Raw genomic sequence first — 13,356 nt, forward strand, 5'->3', positions numbered from 1 at the left:
TATAGGTGAGTATAGAAGAGAAGTCAAAACACACCCCACAACTTCTAACCACTGTAAAATCGTCCATTTCCGATAAGAATACCTCCTCCAAGTATAGAAACGGCTAGTTGGAGAAAAATTAGTTAATAGGATTGCTTTAATCTGGGATGGTTATCATTCGCAAAAAAATGTTTAATCAGAAACGAAATAATGATGAATATTCTAATACAAATAAAATAGAAAATGATTATTAGATGAACCGAATGATTTACACGTACGAACATTCACCATACGAGGCTCAAAGCATCTCTGTGCCACCGTCTATATTGATGGTTTAGCAGACAGCAAGAATGTACGTAAAAATATTATCGAAAATATTCAACTAAAAACGGAGAGAGGGCAAATTCCTGGATGATAAACAACAACTTTCCATGTATTAAATCAGGAGCTTCTACCCAGTTCCTCCCTTCAAATAGGGTATACGCTCGATGATATATCAATTAATCTCAAATAGTACGAAGACAGAAGTTTCTGCAAACGCTATTGTACGAAACATTTCGCTTCCGATAAAGCAAAAGATCAATGAATGGAGAGAGGATCATGTGGGAGAATATCATCGGAAGATTACCTGATAAATTAATTTTGATTTGCTCCATCTTCATCTTAACTTTTTTAGTACCTTTTGTTATTTATAAAATCAATAAAAAACTGCACGAGAACAGCGATCCTATTTGGAAGAAAGAAGACTAATCTTTTTATTAAAGTAAAGTAGGTGTTACGATTGAATTTCAATGCTAACAATATATCATTCAACGAGAAATTCCACCTTTATTTCTCTATAACAACCATTATTCTAGTAAAGGCTCAAAAAAATGAAAGTTGCTGAGGTATTGTTCTGGAGCATTGCATTACCAGGTTTCGGACAAATACTCAATGGGAAATTGGTAAAGGGGATCATATTAATAGGCCTGGAAATGATTATCAATGTACAGGCCCATATAAACGATATCATTATTTACAGTTTTTATGGGCAAATTGATCTCGCTATTGAGACAGCCGATTTCCAATGGCTGATGTTCTATCCTTGTTTGTATTTCTTTGCTATATGGGATGCTTATAAAGACGCTGGTGGTGGTAACAAGCCGTTTGCTTTCTTCCCCTTTGTATGTTGCGCTTATTCTGTAACAATTGGAACGATCTTCTCCTCAAGCTTCACTTTGTTTGACGTTTTAGTCGGCCCTATTTGGCTGCCCATTTTAAGTGTCCTGCCTGGACTTCTTCTAGGATTACTTTTGCAAATGATTATGACAAAAATCACTTCAACTAAGCTAAAATGAAAACAGTCCATTTTGCAGGATAGCGCGATGCCTCCTTCCAAATGGACTGTTTTTTGATGCATTAACTTTTATTTCTCACTAATTCCTCTCGATTCTTAGTACCTGGTGGTTCCTCTAACCAATTGTTCTTGATCATGATATCTACTCCGCTTTTGGCTAATTTCGCCACTTCTACAGACAACCTTTCATAACTGGCCATCAAATCAGTTCGTTGACTGGTAGCAGCTGCAGTAGCATAATTACCGATTCCCGATGAAATCATAAGTGACATATGGAACATCATTAATTTATCGGAAAAGGTTGGAGAAGTCGAGTCACTAACCGATACATCCGGAACCTGTGGAGCTTCCAAATCATTTTCTAAAAGAATATCCCCGAAAACCTTGATATGCTTTTTGGCGATTTCTTTTGCTCGCAACATGTAATCTTGCACTTCTTTCATCGGAGACGTCTGGGCGAAAGATAGACATAACTTTACCCCAATCGTATTTGTCTGAATGTTCATGTATAAATACGAAATCTCGCTAGCATTTAATGGACGTTTGTGATGTAATGGATTTAAACCGCTCATATATTGTTTACTGTCTATATAAGTTGCTTCTTTAGGCACTTCAATATATGGCTGCCTTGCATTTACGCCTTTGGATAGCGCAATCTCAGATGCTTGATGAAAAAGCTTCGTCGTTTCTTTAAGAGCATCCATAAAATAAAATCGGATATCCTTCCTGTCACTCATGGCAACTAACCCACTATAAGTCAGCATTCCTACTTTCGCCATATGAGTGACATAGCTTAAACAAAATAAATCTGTATAGAGCCAAGGAGCTTCCTCTTTCACATCACTGGAGGTAAACCCGACTGGTTTCGCATAATGCTCATGTTCAAAAATAGCCAGTAATTGGTCAAGATGGTTGGCTGATATGTCATACGCCAACTGAATTACTGGCTTTATCTCCTCATCCTCTATATGTTTCAGCATAAAACGCAAGATACTGTTCGCCATACTGTCATTCATGTACCCCATCCATAACGAAGAAATCTCGCCAGACGTCAGGTGTATATTTTTGTCACTCATCTGCATCCTCCCAAGTAATTCATTCTTCGTTTATTATGTGCAGAATGGAACATATTATGACAAAAGTCCTCTATTTAGCCCATATGATCTTTACAACTTTTCAGCAAAATTGTCGTCCTGCTTCGCTTTCCCCTCTTCAGACTTGCTGGTAAAAAATAATGGATTCATTCAGCCCTGGTGGAATCCTTAAGAAATGAGATCTTATTCCTTTTCATATAAAAAAGAAGCTAATCCCATTACATAACCAGCCTCCCCTTACCTTTTTTTCTTTTCACAACAAGTTCTAGTCTTGAGCGGTTATATCGTTGCAGCATAATAATAGGTATATTCACCACCAGTGCATATGCAAACATTATCGCTCCTGCCCATGGTGGATTCTATAAAAAAAGAAAAGAGCTGGGGGAATACACAGCCAATGTGTCAACTCTGCTCTTCGTGATTCCTTGATAAATGTCTCCAGATAAACTATATCCAGTGTCAGCAGCTCTTTTTTTTTGAAAACCTTTTTTAAATAATTTTGCTCCATCTGGGACAACATGCTTCCAGCGTTTTATCTTAAAATAATTGGCCCAAAACTTACCATCTTGTTCCCAGCTTCTAATTTGATATAATCCACTATTTTTTCTAAAACGTTCCTCTGGCATTATTAATGTGATGAATGAGATAGCTATATGGATGATACCCCACATCAACATGTTTACGATAATCGTCAACATGTTTCCTAATTCAATCATTTGCATAGTCCTACCACCTTAGACTTTACCTGCTATGAAAGTAACCGATAAAAACGAAAAAGAAATCGAACTGGCATCTTTAGATATACTCGTAACAAAGTGGTCCGATAAATCAGGCATTGCCTTATCTGTCATTAATAAACATCCGGAAGAAAGCCCAACGATCCATCTCTCCTTTTCCACTGCTAACAAAAAGGTAATGTTATATGGTATAAGCGGCGATTCACCTGATGTTTATAATGATGTCGACAAAAATAATGTCACTATTTTTGAGAAAGATCTTGGCGAATTTGTGCCTCATATGAAAGTGAAAGTAAAGCCGCATTCCTTGAATATTGTACAGATAGTGTGATCAGATAAGTAATTGGCAATGTTAATATTGCAAGTAGGGTCGAATTCATAATGTCGTTGTTAATATTAGGTTTTTTTCTGTGATTAGTGTGAAGAAAATTGGCAGTTTAACTCAATTGATCATGACCTTACGAGGGGGATGCTTGTCCACTTTCTGGTCATAAGTTTGTACTTATGACCAGTTCATTCCTTGGGCGCTTTTGCTCTTGGTTGTAATCACTTCACAGAACCTTTTCCCATACAAAATCCTTCAAATAATCGTCCGCCATATGGTGCCAAAACATTGTCAACCAGCTTAACAATCTTACCTTTTTCCCCAGTTCGATAATAAACGTCAAAGGCATCTACAAATCTTTCCGTGAAATTTTCATTATAATCATTTAATGCACGAACTATCCATTTCGAACTTCCTATCCACCGACCATTGGTTCTCAGAATAAATTCATGTATCAATTGGGCTAAAGTGTTTGCGATAAATATATCTTCCGCTCTGTTATTACTACCTGTAAAGTCATCAAGGGCATCTGTTATAAAATATCGCTTCGTTCTAATTATGTTATCCGTCCACTTTTCTGGCCCTTTAACCAACATATCAGCTGCTTCTTTTTTGATAGATTCTATGATTCCTTCATCCTTTAATATAATTCCCTCTGAAATCATTCTTGGCATTGAAGGCTTCGCAGATTTGCAATCCATTTCCATAAAATATTTATAAAAGGTTAAATTATGAACGAAGATCTCTATTGGCCAACCAAAATCAAACATGGACTCCCGATAAGAAGAAGCAAGTTTCTTATCAAAAATAACCAGATCTAGATCTGAAGTTTCAGTGTCTTCTCCCCGGACTACACTACCTGCAAGAATTGCTCCTTGGCACTCCGGAAAGTGCTTATCGATAAAGTTATTCGCCGCCTTAACAGGTTCAAGTTGTTTCATAGTCTTCACCTCAAAAAAATTTGACTATTTGCCCTTATTTAAAGGCATTTAATGTGACTTCAGCTGCCTTAGCAATCAATTCATTGTCATACTCCGCATCCTCTGTATCATGCCGTGACATAATAGCAATGACGATCGGTTCTCTGTCTGCTGGCCATACAATAGCAATGTCGTTTCTTGTACCATAGCTTCCGGCCCCGCTTTTGTCCGCCACTTCCCATCCTTTTGGTTTACCTGCTCGAATCAGCTCATTGCCTGTTGCATTTCCTAACATCCAATCGATAAGCAGTTCGCGCTTTTCTTTTGTTAGAAAATCGCCGAGTGCCACCTCTTTCAAATTCGTTGCCATGGCTTTCGGGGTACTCGTATCGCTGTTGTCATCTGGTGTAAAATTATTTAATTCGGTTTCGTATCGTTCGGGGTTCGTGACGTTATCACCAAGGTCGCGTAAAGCTTGTTTAAATTTAGCTGGACCTCCTAGTTCTTCCAGCATTAGATTGCCTGCCGTATTATCACTTTTTCGAATAGCCGCTTCACTTATTTCCAATAGTGTCATACCAGTCTCCACATGATTTTCAGTAACGGGTGAATAGGTAACCAGATCATCCTTATCAAAATGGATGACTTTTTCGAGATCATCGATGTCATTTTTCTTCAATAGTGCTGCTGCAGCTAAAACTTTGAAGGTAGATGTATAAGCAAAACGCTGATCTGGATTGTATGCAACCGTTTGATTGGAACCAGTATCAATTGCATACACACCAAGCAAAGCATCAAAGTCCTTCTCGAGTTGAGCGAACGCTTTGTCTTTGTTAATGGATTGATCTGTATTGTCCTTTTTATCAGCGAATCTGTTATCCACATTCGTGCATGCAGTAAGTGTTATAAGAGCCAATAATGCTATGTATAGTACGCCCTGCTTGATTGGATTCGATGTACTCATTAGAATACCTTCTTTCTATTAGAAATCGGTTGTTGGTTGAACTTGACCAGACAAAATATCTTATATCCGTTAAGAACGAATCGTTAAGCTGTTTTACGGCCATCCTGACTTTATTATATACACTTTCTTCATTATGATATTTTAATAAATGATACTTGAACTCCGTTATTACCTCGACCTGCTCTTATCTTTATTCCATAAATCGCGCTTTAACTATATAAGCAATATCATAATCTGCTAACTCATCCAAGTGACCATCAGCATCTTGATAAAAATCGTTTGTTAGTGAGGCCATGCTGCCTTCTTCTGAATAACAAATACTTGCTAATGTTACTTCTTCTTCAATCGATACATCTTCTTCTGAAAAACTGCCCCATACACTGCCCATATCTTGTAAATTGGAGAACGTTGGATCAAATCCACTTGTTGAAGCTGTACTTCCAGCGTTACTGCTTATACCGATGTGAAAGGTCTTCTGTTTCTCGCTTTCATTCGATTTAGCGGTTGACTAAATAATCGAGCCATTGTTCTCTATTACAGTTTTGAAATCGATTATTTTGTCATTGGCTAATTTACCAGTTTCATATTTTTCCACCCATACCACAACTTCTTTATACTTATTGTCGACATCGAAATCAAATACATATGATTGATCTGACGTAATCGAAAGGATTGCCTCTTCTCTTTCTGTTAATTCAAGCTGTAGAAATAGTGTTTGGAATATTACTGTCACAAGCACTTAACGCAACTATTAGTCCGGTTAATAGGAGGAAAAAATTTAACCTTTTCATTTTTCAACCTTCACATCAACCACTTCAAACCGCTCACAAACTAATAGCATATCTTGAGAAAATTCCCGTCCAATTGCTTGTAATTCGTTTCGGAAGAATGATTCATGTGCGTTCCACCAATACCGGTAAGACCTGTCTCCTTCACCTTCTGCAGCAGCAAATGCTTCTGACACTTCGTTCATTGGTGTTAAAGTAACTTCTATTGTCTTAATAAGCGCAACAGGCTTATCTTCACTATTTAAAACAACACTGTAATCCTCTGTTGTTGGCAGAGGTTCATTTTCCAGTTCATAAAATATATGGCCGGAGCATGTGGCCGTTTTGATTCCATCGATCACTAATTGTGCGAGGTAATCAGGATCAGCCCCGAATTGCCATGCACTGACATTTTGAGGTTGATCGCGATCACCCCAATATTCATTCCAGTATGCTTGAGCTTCTTGATTCATCATTTACCTCCAGTGTTTTTCCTATCACTCGTATATGAAGAAAATATTTTTGCTTGTCGTTGCCTTTAAGTAGAACACTTACGTAAGATATCATCATCTTAATTGATAATATTTACCATTGCAAATTTTTTCTTTTCTTCATTATAAACTAGATCTGTTTCTGACCAACTTATCGAACATTCAAGCTGTGACCATTTATTATGCTTTTTACCTTGTTGAAGCGTAGTAACTGATTAAAGGACACGGCAATCCTTAATCTATTTAGATTGTTAATTCGCCATTTATTACAAACGCTAGAAAAGTATAAAATTTTAGCAATGAAGAAGCTCGACGTAGTGAAAATTTAGATCGTACCAAGTATTAGAAAAACTACGGCACTCGCTAAAAGGTGAGGCGAATGCGGAGTTTTTCTAACAGCACAAAACAATAGCCGAACAAACAGAAGATTAAATGAAAAAACCATGTTCGTTCAACTATTATTGTGACTGCAACACCTTGTCCCAGGCTCAGCCATTATTCATATCCACTTTTGCACAGCTTCTACTGTCATCTATTTCCTTTCCATTCTTCCACATACTCATCCAATACATTTTTCAGTTCTTCACCTATTCGTGAGTATGCTTCATCATCAAGATTGGCGAGGGACACACGAATCGACCAGGCTGGTGCTAAGAAACCTTGACCACTTAGTAAAACAATCGATGACTTTTCGGCCAGGCGGTATAAAACATCTATCGGTTTATAATGCTTTGTAAGATAATCAGTGAATCCTTTTTCATAATGATGATCACACCAGATTTCCAAATCAATTTTTGTATAATAATCCGCTTCATTTGGTAGATGTTTTTTTGGTAAACCTAATCCATCGTATAATAGATGCATTCTTCGATGTAAAATGTCATTTGTTTTGTGTTTATATCCATTATCAGTATCTAACATAGAAAAAATGGAGAACATCGCCATTTGGACTTGCTGTGGTGTCGATAGTCCAGCTGTATGGTTCATCGCAACGTCTCTGCTGTCTGCCACTATTCGGTCAATAAACTTAAGGTTTTCCGGATTCCTTGTAAGAGATGCATACCTTTTGTTTAAGAGCTTCTTCTTTTCTTCCGGTAATTCCTTCAATAATTTCTCGAACACATTGTTTTGGTTAATAGCGATCGTACCTAATCGCCAACCCGTCACACCAAAATATTTCGAAAAGGAGTATACGCCGATTGTGTTGAAGGGCAGATCCTCCATTATAGAGTGAAAGCCCTCGACAAACGTACCGTACACGTCATCAGAAATAATCATAAGATTTGGGTTATCCTTCATAACAATTTGTACGATTTTTTCAACGGATTCCTCTTTTATCGAAACAGATGGTGGATTACTCGGATTAACCAGAAACAACGCTTTGATCTCCGGATCTCTGAGCTTTTTTAATTCATCATCAGGATATTGCCATGTATGATCGCCTTCATCATCTGTTTCCGTCGCTTTAATTTTCACCAGTTCGTAAGCATTATTGGGGAGTTCAGGAATCTCTATGTAAGGTGGAAAAATAGGAACCATGACAGCTATTTTGGACCCTTTTGTTAACAAATAATTTTTGTATAATGTTTCAAATATGTAGCACATCGCCGCTGTTGCGCCTTCCACAGCAAAAAGATCAAAAGTACCATCGTGACCACAAAGTTCTTTCATTAAAAAATCACGAACAACTTGTTCCGTTCTTACCAGCATCCGGTCCGGGTTAGGATAGTTATCTCCGATAATGCCATCTACTAATTCATAAACCCAGACATCTGGTTCAAACTCCTTTACTTCGATTCCGTATTGGATGATTTGCTTAAGCATTGGAATACCAGGAGTTTGCTTATTTTTCTCGGCGTATGTTTGGAATCTTTCCGCAATGCCTATACGACTTGGCATGCCAGCTAAATCCCCTTCATTCCATACTCGTCTTGCTTCTGTTATTGCAAATTGTCCAAGTGCAAAAAATGCTTCACGAGGAGTTGCTGCAATCCAATTGGGATTCCCCCGACCCGCATCCAGCATCGTTCTCGTCATCCTCTTTTTCCCTTGTGCAAGTTCAATAAGTTGGTCCTTTAATTCAAATGGACTTATTTCATCTAACTGCTGCCTTTCCTTTTTTGGTTCAACCATAAATACATCCTCCTACACAGACTGCTTTGTTCTTAACAAGAGTATTCCACAGTTCGGAGTAGAATATTATAGAACATTTCCTTCACTGCAGCTTGTTTAGAATAAACTGCTCAGATAATTCGTTCAAAAAGAATCATAAACCGAGGAGAATATTGTAGGAAATGGCTAAGCATTTCATCACAAATTGGAGCTTTCATTAGAAAAACTCGGCATTCGCCTCGTCTGTTAAAGAGTGCCGAAGTTTTTCTTATACTTGGTACATTCTAAATTTTCACTGCGTTGTGCTTCTCCATTGTTAAAATTTTATACTCCCTCTTTATTCTAACGAAATCTCTTGTTTTCTCTGTTTAGCTTAGAATTTCAGTTTATTTATCAAGAATCTATTACCTTTTTATGGATATAGAGAACGTTTTTTGTGTAGAAGGGTGCACTTAATAAACCATTCTCCTCTTTTTGAGAAAAAATAGGAATTATTGATATGATCGCACCTTTAATTCCCACAATACTCATGGCGACAAACCCTCCCACATCTCACCGCGTCTTTGCGCATACATTCCTTCGTTCGGTCTATCCATGAAGTGGGGCCGGCGATGCTTTCCTGCAGGGTCATTGCCCGTTTGTATAAAACTTTCCAGCTGCTCCGTGCTTCTATTATTAGGGATGATTCTATTCCAAATAAACGTCTAATCAAGCTTCACTTTGTACAGGTGACATCCTTATGTCTTTAGGCTACATGTTGTAATCGAAAATGCGGAATATCATGCAACATCTTCTCGGGACTAAATGGCACTTGTTTTGTTCCAACTGTAAATAATACGCGAATCAATTTACAACATAGGGCTATCAAGGATTGCTTTTTCTTCAACGAATTCTCTTTTCTGGTCGTAAAATAACCATGTAATGCTTTAAATGCAGGATTATGATGAACTAAAGGCAACACGACTTTAAATAATAGGGCTCGTAATTTAGGACGTCCCCTCTTCGTAATCACGGTTTGGCCTTTATATTTACCTGACGTAGCTAACTTTAAGTTTAACCCTGCTAACTTAATGATCTGTTCGGGATGGGTATACTTGTTTAGTTCCCCGGTTTCTGCGAGGAATGAGGCAACCGTTATTTCGCCTATTCCGTTTATATCTGTCATTTCTTTCACACCAGGAATCGGTCTAATTAATTCTTTTACCATGTCCAACACTTCATTTATCTTTTGATGGAGGAGGGCATATTGATCCATCAAGGTGTGGATTTTCACCCTCGCCATCCTTCTTCCTTCTTTGATCCCCACAGATTCACTTGATACTTCTTTTAGATGGCGGATCTTTTTTAATCCAATTCCTCGTTTCACTTCTTTGCGCATTTCTAGTAGAAGGCGTTCTTCATCCATTTTGGCTACCTCTTCCGGGAATAATCCCAGCTTCAATAGTTGAATCGATGCTTTTCCTTCCCAATTCGCAAAGACTTTCGTATATTCTGGATAATACCGATCCAACCATTGATGAACACGCCCTTGAACAGCTTGAAGATCTTTCATTAACTGCTCATACATATTCATCCCTTCCCGAAGATCTGCATAAATGGCTTCTGGTAAGTGCGGATCAGCGTAGCGTCCATCTTGAATCAAGCGCGAAATCACTCGAGCGTCTTTTACATCATTCTTCGTTGGTGAATTATCATCCAGCTCTTTTGACTTCTTCACATGTGCTGGATTAACAACTACAACTTTATATTGCTTTTCCATTAACCAATAGGCGAATGGCAGCCAATAGTGGCCGGTAGGCTCCATACCGATGATCCAATCACTTTTATTGTGCTGCCCCGCTAACTCTTTTCTCCAACACTCAAATCGTTGGAAGCCTTCCAAACTATTGTCAAAATACAGCACTTTTCCAAATTGTATGCCTCGGTAATCTTGAGCGCGAGCAACATGCCTTTCTTTGGCTATATCCACTCCAATAATCAAAGTTTGTTCAGACAGTTGTAATATCTTTTCATTTTGTTTATAATGCATGATAGTCCTCCTTGGTTTATTTAAGGGTCCTTTTTGCTGATCAGCTCTGGACACCTCGTATCATACCAAGGGGGCTTTTTTTATTCAATCCTCATTTTGCTTTATTACAGGAATGCTTTCCTAACGTATAAAAATAGAGCAGTAGCATATTAGCTACTGCTCCCTCAATGATTCCTCCGCGCAAAATCGACAAACCGGAATTTATCCGGGCGGTGTCGTGATTCGGTATACTGAAATAAACTGGCGTCATCCAGGTACACGTAGTTTTTGATCACTACAATGTTATGGAATCCTTTTAAGTCCAGCAACGATCGATCCTCTTCCGTCGGCTCCTCCACTACAATTTCTTTCTTGGCAAAGCTGATGGTAAGTTTTAGTTCCCCTTCGATATAAGCATAAATCGAATCCTGTGCGATTTCCTCGCTCATATGTGGGACAAAACGTTCCAGCAAGTAATCCTTATCCAAAATAATCTTACTTCCTGAAAAAGACCGGATCCGGCAAACCTGCCAGACTCGTTCTGCTTCTTTCAATTTCAGGTGCTCGCTTATATCTGAAGGGGCATCGATTAACTGACAGGCGTGCACCATTGTTTCCGGTTTTTGTCCGATTTTCTCTGACACTTCCTTAAAGCTTACAAGTCCAGATACCGGAAAATCAAACTTACTCCTGTCAATCACGACAGATCCCTTCCCTCTGATCTTCTGGATATAGCCGTTTTGCGCCAGTAAGGTTAACGCCTTCCGAATCGTTTCGCGTGATGTGTTGTATTTCGTTGTCAATTCATTTTCAGATGGCAAAAATTCCTTCGGTTTATATGCTCCGATGTCAATCTGTTTTACCATGTCCTGATAAATAATCATGTACTTATTCTGCATGCTGGAAATCCTCTTATTTCTTCTTTTGATAATAGACGAATGACTCATATGGCAGAAGCTCTCTATGATGAACTGCACGATCTTCCATCGGATAATTAGCTAGTATCACTTCACCTGATCCGTCAAATCTGTCTATGTCATCCGGTAATGTAAAAAGGACACGCTCGTCATAAAAATTATTGACGACAAGCATCCATTCCTCATCATTTTCTCTCACATAGGCAAAAATTGCAAGGTGTTCAGGTAACAGTAACTGATAAGTACCATCTGTGATGACCTGGTACTCTTTTCTTAGTGCGATGAGTTGTTGATAATGATAAAATATAGAATCACTGTCAGCTATCGCTTGTTCCGCGTTAATGTCAGGATAATTGTCAGCTACGTTAATCCATGGTGTGCCAGGCGTAAATCCCGCGTGTGCACCACTATTCCACTGCATCGGTGATCTCGAATTGTCCCGCGATTTCTCCTGTAAGATCTCGATTATTTTCTTTTCCGACATACCTTCTGCTTTTTTCATGTCATACATATTCAATGATTCAACATCTCGATATTGATCAATGGTTGCAAGCTTAGGATTGATCATTCCCAATTCTTCCCCTTGATAAATATAAGGCGTCCCTTGCATCAAGTGAATGGTGGTGGCGAGCATTTTGGCCGATTCCTCATGAAATTCCCCATCATCTCCAAACCGCGAAACGACACGAGGCTGATCATGGTTACACCAGAACAGTGCGTTCCAGCCACCGCCTTGCTGCATGCCGAGCTGCCATTTTGATAAGATTTGCTTTAATTCGAGAAAATCAAAATCAGCTTTCGTCCATTTCTCGCCATTCGGATAGTCCACTTTTAAATGATGGAAGTTAAACGTCATATCCAATTCTTCACGCGCAGGATTGGAATAATCGATACAGTCCTCTAAAGTAGTCGATGACATTTCTCCAACCGTAATCGTTTGGCGACCTTTGAAGACTTGCTGATTCATCTCATGCAAAAATTCATGCACTCTCGGCCCATCTGTATAAAATTTACGGCCATCTCCTGCATCGTCATTCGGAAAGAGCTGATCTTTGGAAATAAGATTGATAACATCTAACCGGAAGCCATCCACGCCTTTATCTAACCAGAAATTCATCATTTGATAGACTTCACGCCGAACCTGTTCATTTTCCCAATTGAGATCTGCTTGTGTGACATCAAATAAGTGGAGATAATATTGCTCTGTCGCTTGATCCCATTGCCATGCAGACCCGCCGAACTTTGATTGCCAGTTGGTTGGCGGTCCATCTGCTTCGCCATTTTTCCAAATATAAAAATCACGATACAGATTGTCCGGCGATGATTGTGATTGTTTAAACCAGTCATGCTCGGTTGATGTATGGTTTACTACAATATCCATGATTAATTTCATGCCACGCTGATGCGTTGCTTCCAGTAACGCTTCAAAATCTTGAATCGTTCCGTATTCAGGATGGATGGAAAAATAGTCAGAGATATCATAGCCATTATCGTTCTGTGGTGATGCATAGACAGGTGTCAGCCAGATCACATCCACACCCAACTTGCGTAAGTAATCTAATTTTTCAATAATCCCTTGAATATCTCCTGTGCCATTTCCTGTTGTATCCCGGAAACTTTTCGGATAGATCTGGTATACAACAGATTTCTTCCACCATTGTTTACTCATTGTCATACATCCTTTCTTACCTGTAACGGAAAGAGAG

The 13,356-nt window shown here is 38.7% G+C and carries 12 protein-coding genes and 2 pseudogenes; 3 read left to right on the forward strand and 11 right to left on the reverse strand.

Annotated features, from left to right (window positions below; all coding sequences use genetic code 11):
- Positions 1 to 579: 579 nt before the first annotated feature.
- Both MUN88_RS00655 and MUN88_RS00660 read left to right on the forward strand, forming a co-directional pair.
- A complete protein-coding gene (locus tag MUN88_RS00655; RefSeq protein ID WP_244719643.1) occupies positions 580 to 729 on the forward strand; it encodes a hypothetical protein in 150 nt (49 codons plus the stop codon).
- 122 nt (positions 730 to 851) lie between these two features.
- Positions 852 to 1,316 carry a hypothetical protein gene (locus MUN88_RS00660; protein WP_244719646.1) on the forward strand — a complete coding sequence of 155 codons (465 nt, stop codon included), beginning with the start codon at positions 852 to 854 and terminating at the stop codon, positions 1,314 to 1,316.
- Positions 1,317 to 1,377: 61 nt separating this feature from the next.
- Here the strand turns inward: MUN88_RS00660 and MUN88_RS00665 are convergent, their stop codons facing one another.
- The 3 genes and pseudogenes from MUN88_RS00665 to MUN88_RS00670 all read right to left on the reverse strand — a co-directional run bounded on the left by MUN88_RS00665 (position 1,378) and on the right by MUN88_RS00670 (position 3,131).
- Positions 1,378 to 2,391: a DUF3231 family protein gene (locus tag MUN88_RS00665; protein ID WP_244719649.1), complete on the reverse strand. Its 1,014-nt coding sequence runs from the start codon at positions 2,389 to 2,391 to the stop codon at positions 1,378 to 1,380.
- A gap of 236 nt (positions 2,392 to 2,627) precedes the next feature.
- Positions 2,628 to 2,744, reverse strand: coding sequence for a glycosyl-4,4'-diaponeurosporenoate acyltransferase CrtO family protein (locus tag MUN88_RS21760; protein WP_369809924.1), 117 nt, complete (start codon positions 2,742 to 2,744; stop codon positions 2,628 to 2,630).
- Positions 2,744 to 3,131, reverse strand: a pseudogene (locus MUN88_RS00670) (glycosyl-4,4'-diaponeurosporenoate acyltransferase CrtO family protein). Before MUN88_RS00670 ends, MUN88_RS21760 begins: the two are co-directional and overlap by 1 nt.
- Positions 3,132 to 3,159: 28 nt before the next feature.
- Between MUN88_RS00670 and MUN88_RS00675 the strand changes: the two are divergent.
- Positions 3,160 to 3,477, forward strand: coding sequence for a hypothetical protein (locus tag MUN88_RS00675; RefSeq protein WP_244719655.1), 318 nt, complete (start codon positions 3,160 to 3,162; stop codon positions 3,475 to 3,477).
- Between the two features lie 215 nt (positions 3,478 to 3,692).
- Here MUN88_RS00675 and MUN88_RS00680 read toward each other — a convergent pair whose 3' ends face one another.
- From MUN88_RS00680 to treC, 8 genes and pseudogenes are all read right to left on the reverse strand, one after another.
- Complete coding sequence (locus tag MUN88_RS00680) at positions 3,693 to 4,412, reverse strand: nucleotidyltransferase domain-containing protein (protein ID WP_244719658.1); 720 nt, start codon at positions 4,410 to 4,412, stop codon at positions 3,693 to 3,695.
- A 34-nt stretch (positions 4,413 to 4,446) separates the two neighbouring features.
- On the reverse strand, positions 4,447 to 5,355 hold the full coding sequence (bla, locus tag MUN88_RS00685) for a class A beta-lactamase (protein ID WP_244719661.1): 909 nt from the start codon (positions 5,353 to 5,355) through the stop codon (positions 4,447 to 4,449).
- 190 nt (positions 5,356 to 5,545) lie between these two features.
- Positions 5,546 to 6,094 (reverse strand): annotated as a pseudogene (locus MUN88_RS21955) (YgaN family protein).
- A gap of 48 nt (positions 6,095 to 6,142) precedes the next feature.
- The gene (locus tag MUN88_RS00700; RefSeq protein WP_244724249.1) at positions 6,143 to 6,595 is read right to left on the reverse strand and encodes an ASCH domain-containing protein; all 453 of its coding nucleotides are present in this window, start codon (positions 6,593 to 6,595) and stop codon (positions 6,143 to 6,145) included.
- Between the two features lie 546 nt (positions 6,596 to 7,141).
- The gene (gene aspD, locus MUN88_RS00705; protein WP_244719669.1) at positions 7,142 to 8,746 is read right to left on the reverse strand and encodes an aspartate 4-decarboxylase; all 1,605 of its coding nucleotides are present in this window, start codon (positions 8,744 to 8,746) and stop codon (positions 7,142 to 7,144) included.
- Between the two features lie 724 nt (positions 8,747 to 9,470).
- Positions 9,471 to 10,754, reverse strand: coding sequence for an IS110 family RNA-guided transposase (locus MUN88_RS00710; RefSeq protein ID WP_244719672.1), 1,284 nt, complete (start codon positions 10,752 to 10,754; stop codon positions 9,471 to 9,473).
- Between the two features lie 164 nt (positions 10,755 to 10,918).
- Positions 10,919 to 11,632 (reverse strand): trehalose operon repressor, encoded by a 714-nt coding sequence (gene treR, locus MUN88_RS00715; protein WP_244719675.1) that lies wholly within the window; start codon positions 11,630 to 11,632, stop codon positions 10,919 to 10,921.
- Between the two features lie 13 nt (positions 11,633 to 11,645).
- Positions 11,646 to 13,319 (reverse strand): alpha,alpha-phosphotrehalase, encoded by a 1,674-nt coding sequence (gene treC / locus MUN88_RS00720; protein WP_244719678.1) that lies wholly within the window; start codon positions 13,317 to 13,319, stop codon positions 11,646 to 11,648.
- Between the last annotated feature and the right edge of the window lie 37 nt (positions 13,320 to 13,356).

The organism is Gracilibacillus caseinilyticus (assembly GCF_022919115.1).
Taxonomy (GTDB): Bacteria; Bacillota; Bacilli; order Bacillales; family Amphibacillaceae; genus Gracilibacillus; species Gracilibacillus caseinilyticus.

Coding starts and splice junctions, on each gene's coding strand:
- MUN88_RS00655 (WP_244719643.1), top strand. CDS start 580: ATGTGGGAGAATATCATCGGAAGATTACCTGATAAATTAATTTTGATT.
- MUN88_RS00660 (WP_244719646.1), top strand. CDS start 852: ATGAAAGTTGCTGAGGTATTGTTCTGGAGCATTGCATTACCAGGTTTC.
- MUN88_RS00665 (WP_244719649.1), bottom strand. CDS start 2,391: ATGAGTGACAAAAATATACACCTGACGTCTGGCGAGATTTCTTCGTTA.
- MUN88_RS21760 (WP_369809924.1), bottom strand. CDS start 2,744: ATGTTTGCATATGCACTGGTGGTGAATATACCTATTATTATGCTGCAA.
- MUN88_RS00675 (WP_244719655.1), top strand. CDS start 3,160: ATGAAAGTAACCGATAAAAACGAAAAAGAAATCGAACTGGCATCTTTA.
- MUN88_RS00680 (WP_244719658.1), bottom strand. CDS start 4,412: ATGAAACAACTTGAACCTGTTAAGGCGGCGAATAACTTTATCGATAAG.
- bla (WP_244719661.1), bottom strand. CDS start 5,355: ATGAGTACATCGAATCCAATCAAGCAGGGCGTACTATACATAGCATTA.
- MUN88_RS00700 (WP_244724249.1), bottom strand. CDS start 6,595: ATGAATCAAGAAGCTCAAGCATACTGGAATGAATATTGGGGTGATCGC.
- aspD (WP_244719669.1), bottom strand. CDS start 8,746: ATGGTTGAACCAAAAAAGGAAAGGCAGCAGTTAGATGAAATAAGTCCA.
- MUN88_RS00710 (WP_244719672.1), bottom strand. CDS start 10,754: ATGCATTATAAACAAAATGAAAAGATATTACAACTGTCTGAACAAACT.
- treR (WP_244719675.1), bottom strand. CDS start 11,632: ATGCAGAATAAGTACATGATTATTTATCAGGACATGGTAAAACAGATT.
- treC (WP_244719678.1), bottom strand. CDS start 13,319: ATGAGTAAACAATGGTGGAAGAAATCTGTTGTATACCAGATCTATCCG.